The sequence below is a fragment of the Scandinavium lactucae genome (assembly GCF_033843265.1).
GTDB classification, from domain to species: domain Bacteria; phylum Pseudomonadota; class Gammaproteobacteria; order Enterobacterales; family Enterobacteriaceae; genus Scandinavium; species Scandinavium lactucae.
In genome coordinates this window covers 1-19,830 of the sequence record NZ_JAWXRD010000002.1, presented here as the reverse complement: position 1 = coordinate 19,830, position 19,830 = coordinate 1, and the positions used below count along the sequence as shown (strand labels likewise).

Annotated in this window: 18 protein-coding genes and 5 tRNA genes; 2 read left to right on the top strand and 21 right to left on the bottom strand. The window is 55.0% G+C overall.

Features of this window, described 5'->3' with window-relative positions:
• Position 1 precedes the first annotated feature (1 nt).
• The 7 genes from mrdA to leuS form a co-directional block, all read right to left on the bottom strand.
• Positions 2–1,903, bottom strand: coding sequence for a peptidoglycan DD-transpeptidase MrdA (gene mrdA / locus SIK69_RS02155; RefSeq protein ID WP_319626947.1), 1,902 nt, complete (start codon positions 1,901–1,903; stop codon positions 2–4).
• Positions 1,904–1,930: 27 nt separating this feature from the next.
• The gene (gene rlmH / locus SIK69_RS02150) at positions 1,931–2,398 is read right to left on the bottom strand and encodes a 23S rRNA (pseudouridine(1915)-N(3))-methyltransferase RlmH (RefSeq protein ID WP_319626948.1); all 468 of its coding nucleotides are present in this window, start codon (positions 2,396–2,398) and stop codon (positions 1,931–1,933) included.
• A 3-nt stretch (positions 2,399–2,401) separates the two neighbouring features.
• Positions 2,402–2,719, bottom strand: a complete 318-nt coding sequence (gene rsfS, locus SIK69_RS02145; protein ID WP_319626949.1) for a ribosome silencing factor — start codon at positions 2,717–2,719, stop codon at positions 2,402–2,404.
• 291 nt (positions 2,720–3,010) lie between these two features.
• Complete coding sequence (gene nadD / locus SIK69_RS02140) at positions 3,011–3,712, bottom strand: nicotinate-nucleotide adenylyltransferase (protein ID WP_319785292.1); 702 nt, start codon at positions 3,710–3,712, stop codon at positions 3,011–3,013.
• A complete protein-coding gene (gene holA, locus SIK69_RS02135) occupies positions 3,654–4,685 on the bottom strand; it encodes a DNA polymerase III subunit delta (protein ID WP_319626951.1) in 1,032 nt (343 codons plus the stop codon). The genes nadD and holA overlap by 59 nt, the downstream gene beginning before the upstream one ends.
• A complete protein-coding gene (gene lptE, locus SIK69_RS02130; RefSeq protein WP_319626952.1) occupies positions 4,685–5,272 on the bottom strand; it encodes an LPS assembly lipoprotein LptE in 588 nt (195 codons plus the stop codon). Before lptE ends, holA begins: the two co-directional genes overlap by 1 nt.
• 14 nt (positions 5,273–5,286) lie before the next feature.
• Entirely contained in the window at positions 5,287–7,869 is a 2,583-nt protein-coding gene (gene leuS / locus SIK69_RS02125; protein ID WP_319626953.1) for a leucine--tRNA ligase, read from the bottom strand.
• 214 nt (positions 7,870–8,083) lie between these two features.
• On the opposite strand from leuS, the gene SIK69_RS02120 reads away from it, so the two are divergent.
• Entirely contained in the window at positions 8,084–8,566 is a 483-nt protein-coding gene (locus tag SIK69_RS02120; protein ID WP_319626954.1) for a zinc ribbon-containing protein, read from the top strand.
• A gap of 62 nt (positions 8,567–8,628) precedes the next feature.
• On the opposite strand, the gene SIK69_RS02115 is transcribed toward SIK69_RS02120, so the two are convergent.
• The 9 genes from SIK69_RS02115 to miaB all read right to left on the bottom strand — a co-directional run bounded on the left by SIK69_RS02115 (position 8,629) and on the right by miaB (position 17,833).
• Entirely contained in the window at positions 8,629–9,354 is a 726-nt protein-coding gene (locus SIK69_RS02115) for an amino acid ABC transporter ATP-binding protein (protein ID WP_319626955.1), read from the bottom strand.
• Complete coding sequence (gene gltK / locus SIK69_RS02110; protein WP_319626956.1) at positions 9,354–10,028, bottom strand: glutamate/aspartate ABC transporter permease GltK; 675 nt, start codon at positions 10,026–10,028, stop codon at positions 9,354–9,356. Before gltK ends, SIK69_RS02115 begins: the two co-directional genes overlap by 1 nt.
• Positions 10,028–10,768, bottom strand: coding sequence for an amino acid ABC transporter permease (locus SIK69_RS02105; RefSeq protein WP_319626957.1), 741 nt, complete (start codon positions 10,766–10,768; stop codon positions 10,028–10,030). The genes gltK and SIK69_RS02105 overlap by 1 nt, the downstream gene beginning before the upstream one ends.
• A 154-nt stretch (positions 10,769–10,922) precedes the next feature.
• Positions 10,923–11,834 (bottom strand): amino acid ABC transporter substrate-binding protein, encoded by a 912-nt coding sequence (locus SIK69_RS02100; RefSeq protein ID WP_319785291.1) that lies wholly within the window; start codon positions 11,832–11,834, stop codon positions 10,923–10,925.
• A 351-nt stretch (positions 11,835–12,185) separates the two neighbouring features.
• Positions 12,186–13,724: an apolipoprotein N-acyltransferase gene (lnt, locus tag SIK69_RS02095; protein ID WP_319785290.1), complete on the bottom strand. Its 1,539-nt coding sequence runs from the start codon at positions 13,722–13,724 to the stop codon at positions 12,186–12,188.
• A gap of 22 nt (positions 13,725–13,746) precedes the next feature.
• Entirely contained in the window at positions 13,747–14,625 is an 879-nt protein-coding gene (corC, locus tag SIK69_RS02090; RefSeq protein ID WP_319785289.1) for a CNNM family magnesium/cobalt transport protein CorC, read from the bottom strand.
• 101 nt (positions 14,626–14,726) lie between these two features.
• Positions 14,727–15,194, bottom strand: coding sequence for an rRNA maturation RNase YbeY (gene ybeY, locus SIK69_RS02085; RefSeq protein WP_319626961.1), 468 nt, complete (start codon positions 15,192–15,194; stop codon positions 14,727–14,729).
• On the bottom strand, positions 15,191–16,246 hold the full coding sequence (locus SIK69_RS02080; protein ID WP_319626962.1) for a PhoH family protein: 1,056 nt from the start codon (positions 16,244–16,246) through the stop codon (positions 15,191–15,193). Before SIK69_RS02080 ends, ybeY begins: the two co-directional genes overlap by 4 nt.
• Before the next feature lie 153 nt (positions 16,247–16,399).
• A complete protein-coding gene (gene miaB, locus SIK69_RS02075; protein WP_319626963.1) occupies positions 16,400–17,833 on the bottom strand; it encodes a tRNA (N6-isopentenyl adenosine(37)-C2)-methylthiotransferase MiaB in 1,434 nt (477 codons plus the stop codon).
• 142 nt (positions 17,834–17,975) lie between these two features.
• On the opposite strand from miaB, the gene ubiF reads away from it, so the two are divergent.
• Complete coding sequence (ubiF, locus tag SIK69_RS02070; RefSeq protein ID WP_319785288.1) at positions 17,976–19,151, top strand: 3-demethoxyubiquinol 3-hydroxylase; 1,176 nt, start codon at positions 17,976–17,978, stop codon at positions 19,149–19,151.
• A gap of 101 nt (positions 19,152–19,252) precedes the next feature.
• On the opposite strand, the gene SIK69_RS02065 is transcribed toward ubiF, so the two are convergent.
• The 5 genes from SIK69_RS02065 to SIK69_RS02045 all read right to left on the bottom strand — a co-directional run bounded on the left by SIK69_RS02065 (position 19,253) and on the right by SIK69_RS02045 (position 19,737).
• Positions 19,253–19,327: transfer RNA gene (locus tag SIK69_RS02065), tRNA-Gln, on the bottom strand.
• 36 nt (positions 19,328–19,363) lie between these two features.
• Positions 19,364–19,438 (bottom strand) — tRNA-Gln (locus SIK69_RS02060).
• Positions 19,439–19,478: 40 nt separating this feature from the next.
• Positions 19,479–19,553: transfer RNA gene (locus SIK69_RS02055), tRNA-Gln, on the bottom strand.
• 6 nt (positions 19,554–19,559) lie between these two features.
• A tRNA-Met gene (locus SIK69_RS02050) sits at positions 19,560–19,636 on the bottom strand.
• Positions 19,637–19,662: 26 nt separating this feature from the next.
• Positions 19,663–19,737, bottom strand: a tRNA-Gln gene (locus tag SIK69_RS02045).
• Positions 19,738–19,830 lie beyond the last annotated feature (93 nt).

The following is a 19,830-nucleotide window of genomic DNA, read 5'->3' as shown; positions in this document are numbered from 1 at the left end:
GTCATTGGTCCTCCGCGGCTGCGGCTGCCGGATTTTCTGCCGGCAGTACGGTGTTGTTATCACCGAGCATAATGTGATCGAGAATTTGACGCATGAGTGTCCCGACCGCCGGGCCTGCGCCGCCGTTTTCGAGGATCATCGCCACCGCCACTTTCGGATTGTCATACGGCGCAAACGCCGTCATCAGCTTGTGGTCACGCAGACGTTCAGCAATGCGGTGCGCGTTATAGGTTTCGTTCGCTTTCAGACCAAATACCTGCGCGGTACCGGATTTGGCGGCGACTTTATACGGCGCGCCAGCAAAGTATTTATGCGCCGTCCCGTTTGGACGGTTGGCGACGCCGTACATCCCGTCTTTGGCAATTTCCCAGAAACCGGAATGCACGTCGCCCACCGGCGCTTCGTGCGGCTGTTCCCACGGAACCTGCTTGCCTTCTTCGGCGGTGCTCATCAGCAGGTGGGGGACTTTGACGACACCATCGTTAATCAGGATCATTAGCGCCTTGCTCATCTGAATTGGCGTTGCAGTCCAGTAGCCCTGGCCGATACCGACCGGAATCGTATCACCCTGATACCACGGCTTTTTAAAGCGCTTGAGCTTCCAGTCGCGGGTCGGCATGTTGCCGGAACGCTCTTCGGACAGATCGATACCGGTATAGTGACCGTAGCCAAACTTGCCCATCCACTCGGAAAGGCGGTCAATACCCATGTCATAGGCAACCTGATAGAAGAAGGTATCCGCCGATTCTTCCAGCGCTTTGGTGACGTTCAGATGACCGTGACCCCATTTTTTCCAGTCACGATAGCGCTTGTCCGAGCCCGGTAATTGCCACCAGCCTGGGTCAAACAGACCGGTATTGCGGGTGATCACCCCCGCCGTCAGCGCGGACACGGCCACGTACGGTTTCACCGTCGAGGCCGGAGGATAAACCCCCTGGGTGGCGCGGTTCACCAGCGGCGTATTGGGGTCAGTCAGCAGCGAGGAGTAATCCTTGCTGGAGATGCCGTCGACAAACAAGTTCGGGTCATAGCTAGGCATTGAGACCAGGGCCAGGATCCCACCGGAGCGCGGGTCGGTGACCACCACTGCCGCACGGCTGCCTGCCAGCAGGGTTTCGATATACTGCTGTAGCTGCAGGTCCAGCGTCAGATGAATGTCGTGCCCGGCCGTCGGCGGGACTTCCTTCAGCTGGCGAATGACGCGACCACGGTTGTTAACTTCCACTTCTTCATAACCGGTTTGACCGTGCAACACATCTTCGTAATAGCGCTCAATCCCCAGCTTGCCGATATCGTGTGTCGCGGCATAGTTGGCGAGCTTGCCCTCTTTATCGAGACGGTCGACGTCTTTATCGTTAATTTTCGAGACGTAACCGATGACGTGCGTCAGCGCGGAGCCGTAAGGATAGTAGCGGCGTTTATAGCCTTTAACTTCCACACCCGGGAAACGGTACTGGTTCACCGCGAAACGGGCGACCTGAACTTCAGTCAGATTGACTTTGACCGGGATGGAGGTGAAACGGTGAGAGCGGGAGCGCTCTTTCTTGAAATTGGCGATGTCATCATCGGTAAGGTCGACAACGTTACGCAGATCGTTCAGCGTCTGCTGGAGGTTATCGACTTTCTCGGGCATCAATTCGAGCTGATAGATTGTCCGGTTCAACGCCAGCGGTGTGCCGTTGCGGTCATAGATGATGCCGCGACTTGGCGCAATCGGCACCAGCTTGATGCGGTTTTCGTTGGAGCGGGTCTGGTAGTCGGTAAAACGAACAATCTGTAGATTATAGAGGTTAGCAACCAGCACGCCGCTGAGCACTAAAATGCCCAGAAAAGCGACCACCGCCCGGCGCACAAACAGCGCGGACTCAGCCGTGTAGTCGCGAAAAGAATTCTGTAATTTCATCCGCTGCTTAATCTAACCTGGTCATCATTACTCGCGGTGGTAAGGGTGGTTGGTGGTAATGCTCCACGCCCGGTAAAGGCTTTCAGCTACCAACACCCGCACTAACGGGTGAGGAAGCGTGAGCGAAGAGAGAGACCAACTTTGTTCAGCGGCCGCTTTACAGGCGGGAGATAGACCCTCCGGGCCACCTACCAACAGGCTGACGTCACGGCCATCCTGTTTCCAACGCTCTAGCTCGTGGGCCAACTGCGGGGTATCCCACGGCTTACCCGGGATATCCAGCGTGACAATACGGTTTTTGCCAGCGGCAGCCAGCATCAGTTCACCTTCTTTCTCAAGAATACGTTTGATATCCGCATTCTTGCCGCGCTTACCGGCCGGAATTTCTACCAGTTCGAACGGCATATCTTTGGGAAAGCGGCGCAGGTATTCCGTGAAACCGGTCTGAACCCAGTCCGGCATTTTGGTTCCTACGGCAATGAGCTGCAGCTTCACGCATTAACCCCAGAGCTTTTCCAGTTCATACAGGCGACGACTCTCTTCCTGCATAACGTGGACAATAACATCACCTAAATCAACCACCACCCAGTCGGCAACGTTTTCGCCTTCCACGCCCAAAGGATACAGACCCGCAGCGCGAGATTCCTGGACAACGTGGTCAGCAATGGACATGACGTGACGGGTGGAGGTACCGGTGCAAATGATCATGCAGTCGGTGATACTGGATTTGCCGTGAACATCGATCGAAACGATGTCCTGGCCCTTAAGATCGTCGATTTTGTCGATAACAAAATCCTGGAGCGTTTTACCCTGCAAGTTTCCCCCTGGTCAGGTGAAGATGAAAATGTTGAACAGCCCGTAAGTATACCTGAAACCAGGACGAAGTCGGACAAATGTCGCCAGCCGGACGGCACCGGCGGGGTATCATCCCACCCAATGGCCATGATTGCATCGCCATTTTTGTAAAACAATTTCTGTAAATCAGTGTGGTGGGACAAGTCTGGCTGCGGAGAATAGCAGCCTGTCAGGGTGTGTCAATGGTCTGAGGGAGCGTTCGGTGAGAAAATGAGGCGTTCCCGGAATTTACGCCCCGTTCCCTTCGGAAGTTTACCGATAAAGCCCGTGTTGGCTGATATAGCTCAGCACGGCCTGCGGCAGCATTTCTGCGCAGGATTCACCCTGTTGCAGCCGTTCGCGTATCAGCGTGGCGGAAATGTTGAACCAGGGGGTTTCGGCGATATAGATTTTTCCGGCAGGAGAGTGGTGTAAATCATCAGCGCTGTTCGTCAGGTGACGTTCCAGCCACTGCTGATGGGCTTCTTCTTTCATAGCCATCGGATAGCCAGGACGGCGGCATACCAACAGGTGCGCATTATCCAGAATGCTTTCGTAGTCATGCCATGACGGGAAATTGATCAGCGAATCCTGACCAATAATAAACGCCAACGGTTGCTGGGGGCCCTGCTCCTGCCGCCAGTCACGCAGCGTTTCGGAAGTGTAAGATCGGGTGTCCCGGCGCAGTTCACGCTCATCGAGTTCAAACAGCGGTTTGTCGGCGATAGCCAGTTCAAGCATTTGCGTGCGCTGAGCCGGGGTGGCTTCCGGTTGAGGCCGATGTGGCGGAACGTTATTCGGCATAATAATGACCTTTGACAGGCCAATCAGGTTCGCCAGAATTTCGACCGGTTTGAGGTGGCCGTAATGCACGGGATCAAACGTGCCGCCGTAGAGAGCCTTTAACGCCGTCATATCATCCTTCGAAAAAAACGTCGGGCAGGTTTTTGTGACATAGCAGCAGCGACAGCGCATCGAGTTCAGCCCAAACCGATTGGCCGTAATCCTGCTTGAGCGTCAGCTCAGTACGTGCCAACAACGACACGGCATGACGTAGCTGTTCGGGGCTCAGACGGTTCAGCGCTTCGGTAAACAACGGACGCCGATTTTGCCAGACACGATGTTTATCAAACAGCGCGCGCAGCGGTGTGGAAACTGACTGACGCTTCATGTTGACCAGCAGGAGCAGTTCGCGTTGCAGGGTACGCAGAAGAATGACCGGCTCGCTGCCCTCCTGACGAAGCTGCTGCAGGATATGCAGGGCGCGTTTGCTTTTCCCGGCTAACAGCGCATCCAGCCAGTGAAACGGCGTGAAGTGCGCGGCATCGTTTACCGCCTGTTCAACACGCGGCAGCGTCAGTTTACCGTCCGGCCACAGCAGCGACAGGCGTTCGAGCGCCTGTGCCAGCGCCAGCAGATTGCCTTCATAGCAGTAGCAGAGTAGTTGGCTGGCGGCATCATCGAGCTGCAAATTATGCTGTTTCGCACGTGCAGCCAGCCAACGTGGGAGCTGTGCCTGTTCCGGCGTCTGGCAGGAAACCTGTGCAGAACGATCGGAGAGGGCGCTGTACCACGCGGCGTTTTCCTGGGCTTTGGTCAGTTTGTTGCCGCGCACGATCAATAACAAATCGTCGTGGAGCAGCGCAACCAGCGCCGCGAGTTGTTCGTTGATTGCGGCGTTAGGACCGTTGTCCGGCAGGACTAACATCAGCGTCTGCCGGGTGGCAAACAGGCTGCGTTCCTGGCTCAGTGAGAACAACGCGTTCCAGTCGGTGCTGGTGTCAATCGACACGGTATGGTGTTCATCAAAGCCCTGAGTAGCCGCCGCATGGCGGATGGCATCCTGGCTTTCCTGAAGCAGAAGAGGGTCATTACCGAGGAGCAGATACGCCGCGCGCAGCCCTTCAGAGAGCTGCGCGCGGAGTTGTTCTGGGTACAACCGAATCATCAGTTATCCAGCGTCGTAGAGACGCGAGTCCCGGCTGGGGCTGCGGTCGCATCTGCCGCAGGCTGCTCGTCCTCTTTAGTAGCTTCGGTATCCGCCACTTTGACGCTTGGCAGCTTACGGATCAGCTGTTGAGCGGCCTTGTCGTACATTTCCTGAATGATGAGGTCCTGCTCGGCATCTTTCGCCAGCGCCTTCTGCGAGTTATCGAAGTACGAACGATAAACCTTGGTGCTGATTGGATAGATGTCGTGGCCTGGGATCAGCACGCTGGCACTGACGTTCATCACCATCTGGTATTCCGCCGTTTTACCGTCCTGGAATACGGATGCGGTGTCTTTAGCAACCGACGCGCCGCCCAGACGCAGGGACGGAACGTCCTGGCGTAATGAGCTGGCCTCAACAATCTCAATCCCATTCAGACGCAGCTGGTTACGCACCGCGCGACTCAGCGGGCCGTTAGGATCGCTTGAGATGAATATCATTTTTTTCATGTTATCCGGAACCTGCGTAGTACTACGCAGATGCCAGCCACAACCGGCGGTGACAAGCACCGCCAGAGATACCAATAACGTTGTCAGAAATCGCACGCTTCCTCCCGCGCTTAGCCAACGACCAGGTTCAGCAGTTTGCCCGGAACGTAAATGACTTTACGTACGGTAACGCCTTCCAGATATTTTGCGACCAGATGTTCCTGGCCTGCACGCTCACGAACCTGTTCTTCGGTTGCATCCACCGGCACAGTGACTTTGCCGCGAACTTTACCGTTAACCTGTACCACGACCAGGGTGGTGTTTTCCACCATCGCTTTCTCGTCGGCAACCGGCCAAGGTGCGTTGTCCACATCACCTTCGCCACCCAGTACCTGCCACAGCGTGAAGCTGATGTGTGGAGTGAACGGGTTCAGCATACGCACCACTGACTGCAGCGCTTCCTGCAGCAGAGCGCGATCCTGCTCGCTTTCAGTCGGGGCTTTCGCCAGCTTGTTCATCAGTTCCATAATCGCCGCAATGGCGGTGTTGAAGGTCTGACGACGGCCGATATCATCGGTCACTTTGGCGATAGTTTTATGCACGTCACGACGTAGCGCCTGTTGATCTTCGCTCAGCGCATCAACGTCCAGCGCCGCAACCGGGCCCTTGGCGGTGTGCTCGTAAACCAGTTTCCACACGCGTTTCAGGAAGCGGTTAGCGCCTTCGACGCCAGATTCCTGCCACTCGAGGGTCATGTCAGCCGGAGAGGCGAACATCATGAACAGACGTACGGTGTCTGCGCCATAGCGTTCAACCATTTCCTGCGGGTCGATGCCGTTGTTCTTGGACTTGGACATCTTGCTCATGCCGGTATACACCAGCTCGTGTCCATCCGGGTCCGTCGCTTTCACGATACGGCCTTTCTCGTCACGCTCAACGATAGCGTCTTTTGGTGATACCCAGTTACGTTCGCCGTTTGCACCTACGTAATAGAAGGCGTCTGCCAGGACCATACCCTGACACAGCAGCTGTTTAGCCGGCTCATCAGAGTTCACCATGCCCGCATCACGCATCAGTTTGTGGAAGAAGCGGAAGTACAGCAGGTGCATGATCGCATGTTCAATCCCGCCGATATAAATATCGACCGGCAGCCAGTAGTTCGCTGCGTCGGAATCGAGCATCCCTTCCTGATAGTCAGGGCAGGTGTAGCGCGCGTAGTACCAGGAAGACTCCATAAAGGTGTCAAAGGTGTCAGTTTCACGCAGCGCAGGTTGACCGTTAACGGTGGTTTTTGCCCACTCAGGATCGGCTTTGATTGGGCTGGTGATCCCGTCCATGACCACGTCTTCCGGCAGAATAACCGGCAGCTGATCTTCAGGGGTCGGCATCACGGTGCCGTCTTCCAGCGTCACCATTGGGATTGGCGCTCCCCAGTAACGCTGACGGGAAACGCCCCAGTCGCGCAGACGGAAGTTCACTTTGCGCTCGCCGACGCCCAGTGCCGCGAGCTTATCGGCGATAGCGTTGAAGCCCTCTTCGAAGCTCAGACCGCTGAACTCACCAGAGTTGAACAGGGTGCCTTTTTCAGTCAACGCCTGAGCGGACAGATCCGGTTCGGAACCGTCAGCGTTCAGAATCACAGGCTTGATGGTCAGGCCATATTTGCTGGCAAACTCGTAGTCGCGCTGGTCGTGACCCGGAACGGCCATGACGGCACCTGTGCCGTATTCCATCAGCACGAAGTTGGCAGCCCAAACCGGGATAGCTTCGCCGGTCAGTGGGTGAATCGCTTTGAAGCCGGTGTCGACGCCTTTCTTCTCCATGGTCGCCATTTCTGCTTCTGCGACTTTGGTGTTGCGGCATTCGTCAACGAAAGCAGCCAGCGCCGGATTGGTGGCTGCAGCCTGCTGTGCCAGCGGGTGACCCGCGGCCACGGCCAGATAGGTCGCACCCATGAAAGTGTCGGGACGCGTGGTGTAGACGGTCAGCTTGTCAGCGTAATCGGCGACGTCAAAGGTGATTTCCACCCCTTCAGAACGGCCAATCCAGTTGCGCTGCATGGTTTTCACCGTGTCAGGCCACTGATCCATTTTATCCAGATCGTTCAGCAGTTCGTCGGCGTAAGCCGTGATTTTGATAAACCACTGTGGGATCTCTTTGCGCTCAACTTTGGTATCGCAGCGCCAGCAGCAGCCGTCGATAACCTGCTCGTTCGCCAGAACGGTCTGGTCATTCGGACACCAGTTAACGGCGGAGGTCTTCTTGTACACCAGACCTTTTTTATACAGCTCGGTGAAGAATTTCTGCTCCCAGCGGTAATATTCCGGGGTGCAGGTCGCCAGTTCGCGGCTCCAGTCATAACCGAAGCCCAGCATTTTGAGCTGGTTTTTCATGTAGGCGATGTTGTCGTAGGTCCACGGGGCAGGCGCGGTGTTGTTTTTCACCGCCGCACCTTCAGCCGGCAGGCCAAACGCATCCCAGCCGATAGGCTGCAGCACGTTTTTGCCCAGCATCCGCTGGTAACGGGCAATCACATCACCAATGGTGTAGTTACGCACGTGGCCCATGTGTAGTCGGCCAGAAGGATAGGGAAGCATCGACAGGCAGTAGTATTTCTCTTTGCTGTTGTCTTCAGTCACTTCAAATGTGCGCTTTTCGTCCCAGTGTTGCTGGACTTTCGATTCTATCTCTTCCGGGCGGTATTGCTCTTGCATGGCAGCCAGTGGTCCTGTTTTCAATACAGCTACAAACGTAGCCAATGGATGTGGTCATTCAGATCCGCATAGCATAGCCCAAACGGGCACGTCAAAACAGCCTTTCGCACACTCCTGACTGGCGTTTATTTACCGTCTCTGTGGCTAACCTGACAAAGCTATCAGGAAATAAGGTCTATCATTAGAGGACGTTAACCGCCCGGGAGATGAAACAATGAACAAGGTTGCTCAATATTATCGTGAACTGGTGACGACGCTAACGGAACGTCTGCGTAACGGAGAGCGCGATATTGACGCGCTGGTCGAGCAGGCTCGGGAGCGCGTCAGCCAGACCGGGGAGTTAACCCGAACCGAAGTGGACGAGCTGACAAGAGCGGTGCGCCGTGACCTTGAGGAGTTCGCCATCAGCTATGGGGAAAGCCAGGACGAGCTAAAAGACAGCGTGTTTATGCGGGTGATAAAGGAAAGTATCTGGCAGGAACTGGCGGATATCACCGATAAAACGCAGCTCGAATGGCGAGAGGTGTTTCAGGACTTGAATCATCACGGCGTGTATCACAGCGGGGAAGTGGTGGGGCTGGGGAATCTGGTGTGCGAAAAATGCCATTTCCATCTGGCGGTCTATTCACCTGACGTGCTGCCATTGTGCCCGAAATGTGGCCATGACCAGTTTCAGCGTAAGGCGTTTGAACCGTAATCAAATACCACGGTGTTGTTGGCCCGGTCAGCGTCAGCGCCGCCGGGCAGTTAACCTTAAAATCAGTGCAGGATTTTCGCGAGGAAATCTTTCGCGCGGTCTGACTTCGGATTATTGAAGAAGTCGTCTTTGTCGGAATCTTCGACGATTTTGCCTTCATCCATAAAGATAACGCGGTTCGCCACTTTGCGGGCAAAGCCCATTTCGTGGGTGACCACCATCATCGTCATTCCTTCGTGCGCCAGCTCAACCATGACGTCTAACACTTCGTTGATCATTTCCGGATCGAGTGCCGAGGTCGGTTCGTCAAACAGCATTGCCACCGGATCCATACACAGCGCACGGGCGATCGCCACACGCTGCTGCTGACCGCCGGAAAGCTGGGCCGGGAACTTATCCGCATGGGCAGAAAGGCCGACACGTTCCAGCAGTTTCAGGCCTTTGGTTCGCGCGGCGGTTTTATCGCGCTTGAGCACTTTGACCTGTGCCAGCGTCAGGTTTTCAATAATCGACAGATGCGGGAACAGCTCAAAATGCTGGAACACCATGCCGACGTTCGAACGCAGTTTGGCGAGATCCGTCTTCTTATTATTCACCTGAGTGCCGTTGACCAGAATTTCACCTTTCTGCACCGGTTCCAGGCCATTAACGGTTTTGATAAGCGTGGATTTACCGGAACCCGATGGGCCGCAAACCACCACGACTTCGCCTTTTTTCACTTCCGTGGAGCAGTCGGTGAGCACCTGAAAGTGACCATACCATTTCGAAACATTTTTCAGGGAAATCATTACACGGTCCTTTTCTTCAAATAGGTGACCAACAGCGAGGCGCTTAAACTGATAACAAAGTAGACGGCTCCTGCGAACAGGATCATCTCAACCTGGGTTCCGTCACGCTCACCGATGGTCGATGCGGTACGGAAGAAATCGGCGAGGCTCAGAACGTACACCAGCGAGGTATCCTGGAACAGGACAATCCCCTGGGTCAGCAGCAGCGGCACCATTGCCCGGAACGCCTGCGGCAAAATGATCAGTTTCATCGATTGCCAGTGGGTCATCCCCAACGCCAGTGCGGCATTACCTTGCCCACGCGAAACGCTCTGAATACCTGCGCGGATAATTTCAGAATAATAGGCGGCCTCGAACATTGAGAATGCCACCATCGCGGAAATCAGACGGATATCGGCCTTCGGCGACAGCCCGAGTACCTGCTGTAAAAAGCCCGGCACAATCAGGTAGAACCATAGCAGCACCATCACCAGTGGAATGGAACGGAACACGTTCACGTAGGCCGTGGCAAACCACGCCAGCGGCTTGAACGTTGACAGGCGCATCACCGCCAACAGCGTGCCCCAGACAATCCCGATGATGATCGCGGTAACGGTGATTTTCAGGGTAATGACCAGACCTGCCAGCAGGTAGGGCATCGAAGGAACGATGGAACTCCAGTCAAACTCGTACATTATTTGCCTCCCATATTGCCCGGCAGGCGAACCTTACGTTCAACCAGATTCATCACCAGCATAATAATCGCGTTAATCAGGACATAGGCCAGAGTGATGGCAGTGAAGGATTCCCAGGCATGCGCCGAGTAGTCCAGCAGTTTCCCGGCCTGCGCCGCCATATCCACCAGACCGATAGTCGAGGCGATGGCTGAGTTTTTCACCAGGTTCATCATTTCGGAGGTCATTGGCGGCACGATCACGCGGTACGCATTTGGCAGCAGCACATATCGATAGGTTTGTGGCAGCGTCAGGCCCATTGCCAGCCCGGCGTTTTTCTGTCCGCGCGGCAGCGACTGAATCGCGGCGCGCACCTGCTCGCAGACGCGGGCAGCGGTAAACAGGCCCAGACACATCATTGAAGAGACAAAAAATTGAATGTTGGGATCAAGTTCAGACTTAAACCACATGCCGAGGTTTTCCGGCAGTAGCTCCGGGATAACCAAATACCAGGTAAAGAACTGAACGATCAGCGGAACGTTGCGGAACAGTTCAACGTACAGCGTCCCGATTCCGGAGAGGATTCGGTTGGGTACGGTACGCAGAATGCCGAACAGCGAGCCGACGAGGAAAGCGATAATCCAGGCCGTGACAGACAGCGCCACGGTGACCTGAAATCCGCTCCACAACCAGCCAAGATAGGTGGTGTTGCCGAACGGGGCTTGTTGCAGAAAAATACCCCAGTTCCAGTCGATTGACATAAATGGACTCCGAAAAAAAAGGGTAGCAGCGCTACCCTCGAAGATTGGTGAGAAGCTCTTTTCGCGCTGAATGGGGAACGACCACTCCGCGTATAGTCTGTCCATGCTTCCCGACAATCGAGAGGGCAGGCGGACCCGCCCATCGTTGTTTTAATTAGTTAAGTGCTTTGTCATTCGGTTCTTTGAACAGGGTCTTCATGTCGTCAGACAGTTCGAAGTTCATGTTCAGATTCTTCGGTGGGATTGGGTTCTTGAACCATTTTTCGAACCACTTCGCTGCTTCACCGGAGGTCTGCGCCTGGGCAATGGTGTCATCCATCAGCTTCTTGAACTGCGGATCGTCTTTACGCAGCATACAGCCGTACGCTTCTTTAGACTGCGGCGTGCCGAGGATTTCCCAGTTGTCAGGTTTCTTCGCTTTCGCACGTTCGCCTGCCAACAACGCATCATCCATCATGAACGCCACCGCGCGGCCGCTTTCCAGAGTACGGAAGGAGTCGCCGTGGTCTTTAGCACTGATGATGCGCATGTCCATTTTCTTGTCATCGTTCAGTTTGTGCAGCAGCACTTCAGAGGTGGTACCGGAGGTTACGACCACCGCTTTGCCTTTCAGATCGGCGAAGTCTTTGATTGGGCCGCCTTTCTTGACCAGCAGACGGGTGCCGACCACAAAGATGGTGTCAGAGAACGCAGCCTGTTTCTGACGCTCAAGGTTATTGGTGGTCGAACCACACTCGAAGTCAAAGGTGCCGTTCTGCAACAGTGGGATACGGTTTTGGGAGGTAATCGGGATCAGCTTCACCTGCAGGTCAGGTTTGTTGAGCTTCTTCTTAATAGCATCAACGATAGCGTTGGAATAGTCCTGTGAGTAGCCGACCACTTTCTGCTGGTTGTCGTAGTATGAGAACGGTACAGATGATTCACGATGGCCGACCACAATCACGCCATTTTTGGCGATTTTGTCCAGCGTGCTTTTGCCTGCTGCTGGCGCTGCATCATCGGCATGTGCTAGCCCGGCAGACATTCCCATCACCAGCATTGCTGCGGCCAGTTTACGTAATTGCATATCCAACTCCTTCCTTATCGTGGCGTCAGTGACGCGCAGATACCCATGTGAGTGTTGTGTTGTTATAGCCTGCCACTTGTGTGTGCAGTGTTAAGCCAGTTTGTTAACATTTAGTTTGGCTTAATGTAAAGATTTTGCTGCGATATTGTTTGTTTTTGCGATGTGCGCCGCACCGTTTTAAGGCAAAAATGCTCCATTGCACCGAAAGGGTGCTACCGCTGAGCGTTATTGGTGCGACTGGGTTGCACTAAGGCAAATCACGCAGTTCTCTGAATTAACAAAGCAATTGGCGTGCCAGAAATGAGGGAGAGATACCCTCTCCGTGAAGGAGAGGGCAGGGTGAGGGGAAAACTAGCGACGACGCTGACGAAGGCTCATCACCAGAGCGCCAAAACCGAACAGCGCGGTGAGGATCCACAGTGGCCAGTTGCCGAAACGCGCATAAGGCGTCAGACCGGAGGTTGGCGTTACCGTGGTGGTCAGCACCTCGCGGGTAAATTGCGGGATCATCGCCTGCACGTCGCCGTGCGGATTAATCACGGCGGTAATCCCATTGTTGGTGCTACGCAGCAGCGGGCGTGCCAGTTCCAGAGCACGCATCCGCGCCATCTGGAAGTGCTGCCACGGGCCAATCGATTTACCGAACCACGCATCGTTAGAGATGGTCAGCAGGAAATCGGTGTCCGGGCGAAAATTATCACGCACCTGCTCGCCGAGAATAACCTCGTAGCAAATCGCTGGGGTCAGTTTCAGACCATGTGCTGAGAGCTGAGGCTGGACGTACGGCCCACGGCTAAACGACGACATCGGCAGGTCAAAGAACGGTGCCAGCGGACGCAAAATCGACTCCAGCGGCACAAACTCACCAAACGGCACCAGATGGTTCTTGTTGTATCGATCGGTAGAGTGGTAGCTGTACGGGTTATCTTTGCCGAGCGTAATGATGGTGTTATAGGTGTCGTAACGGTTTTTGGCGTTAAGACGCGAATCGACTACCCCGGTTATTAACGAGCTGTTTTTGGCGCGCAGCATATCGTCCATCATGCTGAGCAGGCGCTGCTGATTGATTTCGAGATCCGGAATGGCGGATTCTGGCCAAATGATGAGCTGTGATTTGCCCATCACTTTCTCGGTCGCATTGAGATAAATCTGCAGCGTGTTAATCAGCTCTTTTTCATCCCACTTCAGCGACTGAGGAATATTGCCCTGTACCAGCGACACCTCAGTGGTGCGGTCGGGTAGCAACTGATACCACTGGATATAGCGCAGCGGGAAAGGCAGGGCGAAAAGCACCACCGCCACGACCAGCGGACGCCAGTTGCGGGTCATTAACGCCAGCGCCAGCAGGCCGCTAACCATCATCAGCAGGAAGTTAATGGTCTCCACGCCCATCACCGGCGCGAGGCCTTTCAGCGGGCCGTCAATCTGGCTGTAGCCGAACTGCAACCACGGAAAACCGGTCAACACCCAGCCGCGCAGGAACTCGGTGATTTGCCACACTGCGGGTGCTGCAATCGCCACGCGGATCCAGGTCGCTTTCGGCCATAGTCGCGAGAGCACCCCGGCGAACAACCCGGTATACAGCGACAGATATGCCGCGAGCAATACCACCAGGAAAACGTTCACCGGGCCTGGCATACCGCCAAACTGCGCGATGCTGACGTACACCCAGTTGATGCCCGAACCAAACAGGCCCAGACCCCAGAAGTAACCAATCCAGGCGCTTTGCAGCGGACGACGGTTGAGGGTTAATCCTTGCAGCCCTATCAGCGACACCATCGCCGCAGGCCAGAAATCATAAGGTGAAAAAGCCAGCGTTCCGCAGGCACCAAAGAGTAGCGCCAGCAGCAGGCGAATGCGCTGGCGTTCAATCAGAGAGGCAAATGCCATTTAGCGTTGTCGTCCCGTAAAATTAGTCTTCCAGATTGGGCTGTGGCGCATCTTCCGGAAGTTTGACGTGTACCTGGATGATACGTCTGCTGTCAGCCATCGCAACTTTGAACTGGTAACCATCAATGGCAATGGATTCACCGCGTGCAGGCAGGTGCCCGAACGCCTGCATCACCAGGCCGCCGATAGTATCAACTTCGTCGTCGCTAAAGTGCGTGCCGTAGGCTTCGTTGAAATCTTCAATCGAGGCGAGGGCGCGAACGGTCCAGGTGTGACGGCTCAGTTGACGGAAATCGATGTCGTCTTCTTCATCGTATTCGTCTTCAATTTCGCCGACGATAAGTTCGAGGATGTCTTCGATGGTCACCAGACCCGAGACGCCGCCAAATTCGTCAATCACAATCGCCATGTGGTAGCGCTGAGAGCGGAACTCTTTCAGCATACGGTCAACCCGCTTGCTTTCCGGCACCACCACCGCCTGGCGTAACACTTTATCCATGCTGAAAGCCTCAGAATCGCTGCGCATAAACGGCAGCAGATCCTTGGCCATCAGAATCCCTTCGATGTGATCTTTGTCTTCGCTGATCACCGGAAAACGCGAGTGGGCGGACTCGATAATGACATCGAGACATTCGTCCAGGCTCTGGCTGCGTTTCAGGGTAATCATTTGAGAACGGGGGATCATGATGTCGCGGACGCGTTGGTCTGCAATATCCATAACCCCTTCGAGCATGTCGCGCGTATCTTCGTCGATAAGGTCGTTTTGCCCGGAATCACGGATCAGCGCCAGCAGTTCATCGCGGTTTTTAGGTTCGCCGTGGAACAGTTGGCTCAGTAAGAGGGAAAAGAATCCCTTTTTGCTGTTTAAGGTGTCGTTACTGTGTGAGTTGTCGTCGCTCATGGCGTCGTGTGGGGTCTCATGTTAAATAAATCTTCCCGTCTGGCGTAAACACAGCATCAGACGGCATAAAATGCCAGCGCGGCGGCTAGCCGCCGCACAGGTTACTCTTTCTCGGCAATGTACGGATCATCATAGTTCAGAGCAAGCATTATCTCCGTTTCCAGACTTTCCATCTCTTCCGCTTCTTCGTCTTCAATATGGTCATAGCCGAGCAGATGCAGACTGCCGTGGATAACCATATGGGCCCAGTGGGCCTCGAGCGGTTTACCCTGTTCTTCGGCTTCGCGCTCAACCACCTGACGGCAGATAATGAGGTCACCGAGCAGCGGCATTTCCATGCCCGGTGGTGCCTCGAACGGGAAGGAGAGGACGTTGGTCGACTTGTCTTTTCCGCGATAGGTCAGATTCAGCTCGTGGCTTTCCGCTTCATCAACCAAGCGGATAGTCACCTCAGACTCGGCCTGAAACGCCGGGATGGTGGCATCCAGCCAGCGCTGAAACTGTGCTTCCTGCGGCAGACCGTTTTCGTCTTCCGTTGCGACCTGTAAATCCAGAATAACCGAACTCATTTATGCTCTTGCTCCTGCGTTGCCAGCGCTTCGCGTTTGCGCTCGGCGGCCTGCTCGGCTTTACGTTTTTGTTCTGCTTCTTCCCACGCCTCATAGGCGTTAACGATGCGGGCCACTACCGGATGGCGCACTACGTCTTCGCTATGGAAGAAGTTGAAGCTGATTTCGTCTACTTCCGCCAGCACTTCGACGGCATGGCGTAGACCCGATTTGACATTTCGCGGCAGGTCAATCTGGGTCACGTCCCCGGTGATCACCGCCTTTGAGTTAAAGCCGATACGGGTCAGGAACATCTTCATCTGCTCGATGGTGGTGTTCTGACTTTCGTCCAGAATGATGAACGCGTCGTTCAGCGTACGACCGCGCATGTAGGCTAACGGCGCAACTTCAATCACGTTGCGCTCAATCAGTTTCTCGACCTTTTCGAAGCCGAGCATTTCAAACAGCGCGTCATACAGTGGACGCAGATACGGGTCAACTTTCTGGCTTAAATCGCCGGGCAGGAAGCCCAGTTTCTCACCGGCTTCAACTGCCGGACGAGTCAGCAGAATACGGCGAATTTCCTGACGCTCCAGCGCATCAACCGCGGCTGCAACCGCGAGGTAAGTTTTACCGGTCCCGGCAGGGCCCACACCAAAGGTGATGTCATGGTCGAGGATATTGGCGATGTACTGCGCCTGGTTCGGGGTGCGTGGTTTGATAACGCCGCGCTTGGTCTTGATATTGATAGCTTTACCGTAGTCCGGCACGCTATCGGCGGTTTGCTCCAGCACCCGGGCTTCTTTAATAGCCAAGTGAATCTGTTCCGGGTCGATGTCCTGCGTCTGACCGCGCATAGGTGCCGTATCGACATACAGGCTGCGCAGGATATCCGCGGCGGCGTTCACGCAGATAGCGCGTCCGGTGAGTTTGAAGTGGTTATCGCGGCGGTTGATTTCGATCCCCAGTCGTCGCTCAAGATGTTTGATATTGTCATCAAACGGACCGCAGAGGCTCAGCAGACGATCGTTGTCCGCAGGCTCGAGGGTGATTTCACGGGTTTCTGTATTCAAGCTGTTCCTCTTTTACCTGGTGCCACGGCGGGCGTTTTTGTAGATGTACAAAGGAAATTATTCGCGCATGCGATTAAAGGTGCAAGCATTGCAATCGATGTGGGGGCAGGGCGAGGAAATGCAAGGGCCTGCCCGCAGGGGCAGGCCACGGGATCATGGCTGGAAAGTTCCCACGCCGAGATCGTTTTCTTTGCGAGTGCGGGCAATCACTGATTCCGGTGATTCGACTACGCGCAGGCCCATCTCCGCTTCGGTGCGAACAACTTTGCCACGCAGGGAGTTGGTATACACATCGGTGATTTCTACATCGACGAATTTACCGACCATATCCGGCATCCCTTCGAAGTTGACCACGCGGTTATTTTCCGTGCGCCCTGTCAGCTCCATCAGGCTCTTACGCGATGTGCCTTCGACCAAAATACGCTGGACGGTGCCGACCATACGGCGGCTCCAGGCCATTGCCTGCTGGTTGAGGCGCTCCTGCAAAATATACAGCCGCTGTTTCTTATCTTCTTCCGAAACGTCATCAACCATATCCGCCGCCGGTGTCCCAGGACGTGCGGAGAAGATAAAGCTGTAGCTGACGTCCATATTGACGTCGGCAATCAGCTTCATGGTCTTCTCGAAGTCCTCGTTGGTTTCCCCCGGGAAGCCGACGATGAAGTCGGAGCTGATTTGAATATCCGGGCGCGCTTCGCGCAGCTTACGAATAGTGGCTTTATATTCCAGCGCGGTATGGGTGCGACCCATCAGGTTCAGCACGCGGTCAGACCCGCTCTGCACCGGCAGATGCAGGAAGCTCACCAGTTCTGGTGTATCGCGATAGACGTCGATAATGTCATCGGTGAACTCGATAGGGTGGCTGGTGGTGAAGCGAATGCGGTCGACGCCGTCAATGGCCGCAACCAAACGCAGCAATTCAGCAAACGAACCGGTGGTGCCGTCGTAGTTTTCGCCGCGCCAGGCGTTTACGTTCTGGCCGAGCAGGTGAATCTCACGCACGCCCTGAGCGGCCAACTGTGCGATTTCAAATAGGATATCATCACAAGGACGGCTGACTTCTTCGCCACGGGTGTAGGGCACGACGCAGTAGGTGCAGTATTTGTTGCAGCCTTCCATGATCGACACAAACGCGGTCGGGCCATCGGCACGCGGCTCCGGCAGGCGGTCGAATTTTTCAATTTCCGGGAAGCTGACATCGATAATCGGTTTACGGCGATCGCGCATACCGCGAATGGTATTAATCATTTCCGGCAGGCGGTGCAGGGTCTGTGGGCCAAAAATGATATCAACATAGTGCGCACGCTGGCGGATCAGTTTGCCTTCCTGAGACGCGACGCAGCCGCCGATGCCAATGATCACATCCGGGCGTTTCGCTTTGATGAGCTTCCAGCGACCCAACTGATGGAACACTTTCTCCTGCGCCTTCTCACGAATCGAGCAGGTGTTCAGCAGCAGTACATCGGCTTCTTCCGCGTTATCGGTCAGTTGATAGCCGTGGGTGGCATCCAGCAGATCGGCCATCTTTGATGAATCGTATTCGTTCATCTGACAGCCCCAGGTTTTAATATGGAGTTTTTTTGTCATCGACTTAGCTTTGCTCATGCTCAGGGAACGCAGGGCGCGTATTGTAATGCTTTGCAGCGAGTGTGACCAGTATGACCGACGCTGCGCCCAAAGGACAAAAAATCCGGTAAACTTAAGGGAATGAGGTTTAAGGAAACGAGCCATGAGCAATCAACATACTGATGTCGCCATTGTCGGTGGCGGAATGGTCGGCGCAGCGCTGGCCCTGGGCCTGGCACAGCAGGGATTCAGCGTGACCGTGATTGAGCAATCCACGCCGCCTGCATTTGATGCGGCGAGCCCGCCGGATGTGCGGATCTCGGCCATAAGTGCCTCGTCGGTGGGCCTGTTGCGCGGGCTGGGCGTGTGGGATGCCATTCATGCCATGCGCACCCACCGTTATCGCCAACTGGAAACCTGGGAATGGGAAAGCGCGCACGTGGTGTTTAACGCCTCGGAGCTTAAGCTGCCCGAACTCGGTTACATGGTGGAGAATAACGTGCTGCAACTCGCGTTGTGGCAGGCGCTGGAGGCGCATGACAAGGTCACGCTGTGTGTGCCTTCCTCGCTGGAAACGATGCTGCATGGTACGGACGGTTACCAGTTGAGCTTTACCGATGGCCGCGAAATGCAGGCCAAGCTGGTGATAGGTGCCGATGGCGCAAATTCTCAGGTGCGGCAGATGGCCGGGATTGGCATTCACGCCTGGCAATATCCCCAGTCCTGCATGTTGATTACCGTCGAGTGCGAAGCGGAACCGGGGGACAGTACCTGGCAGCAGTTTACGCCGAACGGGCCGCGTGCCTTTTTACCGCTGTTTGAACACTGGGCCTCGCTGGTGTGGTATGACACCCCGGCCCGTATTCGTCAGCTACAGTCGCTGTCGTTAGAACAACTGCAGCAAGAGATTATGCGGACCTTTCCGTCGCGCCTGGGCCACGTTAAACCGGTTGCCGCCGGGGCATTTCCGCTGACACGCCGCCATGCGTTGCGCTACGTTCAGCCTGGACTTGCGTTAGTGGGGGATGCCGCCCATACCATTCATCCGTTGGCCGGGCAGGGCGTTAATTTGGGATATCGTGACGTCGATGCTCTGCTGGACGTGCTGATTAATGCCCGTAGCCACGGCGAAGATTGGGCGAGTCTGCCGGTGCTCAAGCGCTACCAGACTCGCAGAATGGCGGATAACTATTTAATGCAATCTGGCATGGATCTGTTCTATGCCAGCTTCAGCAACGATCTCGCCCCGCTGAGAATGCTGCGCAATATCGGCCTGATGGCCGCCGAGCGTGCAGGCCGGCTCAAACGTCAGGCGCTGAAGTATGCGTTAGGGTTGTAACGTATCAGGCCATCGAGAATCGCGGTGGCCTGTTTAATTAACAGGCACTCCTGAAAGACAAAAACAAAAAAGCCCGCCGAAGCGAGCTTTTTTGTTTTATGTGGCTGGGGTACGAGGATTCGAACCTCGGAATGCTGGTATCAGAAACCAGAGCCTTACCGCTTGGCGATACCCCAACAGATTTTTTGATGCTGACGATGAGACTGAAAAAGTGGCTGGGGTGCAGGGATTCGAACCCCGGAATGCTGGTATCAGAAACCAGTGCCTTACCGCTTGGCGACACCCCATCAGGTGTTCTTTTCAGTTTTGGTTCATCGTTTACTAAATTGGCTGGGGTGCAGGGATTCGAACCCCGGTATGCTGGTATCAGAAACCAGAGCCTTACCGCTTGGCGACACCCCAAGAATTTGGTGGCTACGACGGGATTCGAACCTGTGACCCCATCATTATGAGTGATGTGCTCTAACCAACTGAGCTACGTAGCCTGAATTGTGTTTTGCCAGTGCCTGACTGGCTGGGGTACCTGGATTCGAACCAGGGAATGCCGGTATCAAAAACCGGTGCCTTACCGCTTGGCGATACCCCAAATGACTCACGCGAAAAAAACGCTTAGTCAGGGAAAAATGGCTGGGGTACCTGGATTCGAACCAGGGAATGCCGGTATCAAAAACCGGTGCCT

Coding starts and splice junctions, on each gene's coding strand:
- mrdA (WP_319626947.1), bottom strand. CDS start 1,903: ATGAAATTACAGAATTCTTTTCGCGACTACACGGCTGAGTCCGCGCTG.
- nadD (WP_319785292.1), bottom strand. CDS start 3,712: ATGCGCTGTCGCTGCTGCTATGTCACAAAAACCTGCCCGACGTTTTTT.
- holA (WP_319626951.1), bottom strand. CDS start 4,685: ATGATTCGGTTGTACCCAGAACAACTCCGCGCGCAGCTCTCTGAAGGG.
- leuS (WP_319626953.1), bottom strand. CDS start 7,869: ATGCAAGAGCAATACCGCCCGGAAGAGATAGAATCGAAAGTCCAGCAA.
- SIK69_RS02120 (WP_319626954.1), top strand. CDS start 8,084: ATGAACAAGGTTGCTCAATATTATCGTGAACTGGTGACGACGCTAACG.
- SIK69_RS02115 (WP_319626955.1), bottom strand. CDS start 9,354: ATGATTTCCCTGAAAAATGTTTCGAAATGGTATGGTCACTTTCAGGTG.
- gltK (WP_319626956.1), bottom strand. CDS start 10,028: ATGTACGAGTTTGACTGGAGTTCCATCGTTCCTTCGATGCCCTACCTG.
- SIK69_RS02105 (WP_319626957.1), bottom strand. CDS start 10,768: ATGTCAATCGACTGGAACTGGGGTATTTTTCTGCAACAAGCCCCGTTC.
- SIK69_RS02100 (WP_319785291.1), bottom strand. CDS start 11,834: ATGCAATTACGTAAACTGGCCGCAGCAATGCTGGTGATGGGAATGTCT.
- lnt (WP_319785290.1), bottom strand. CDS start 13,724: ATGGCATTTGCCTCTCTGATTGAACGCCAGCGCATTCGCCTGCTGCTG.
- corC (WP_319785289.1), bottom strand. CDS start 14,625: ATGAGCGACGACAACTCACACAGTAACGACACCTTAAACAGCAAAAAG.
- ybeY (WP_319626961.1), bottom strand. CDS start 15,194: ATGAGTTCGGTTATTCTGGATTTACAGGTCGCAACGGAAGACGAAAAC.
- miaB (WP_319626963.1), bottom strand. CDS start 17,833: ATGACAAAAAAACTCCATATTAAAACCTGGGGCTGTCAGATGAACGAA.
- ubiF (WP_319785288.1), top strand. CDS start 17,976: ATGAGCAATCAACATACTGATGTCGCCATTGTCGGTGGCGGAATGGTC.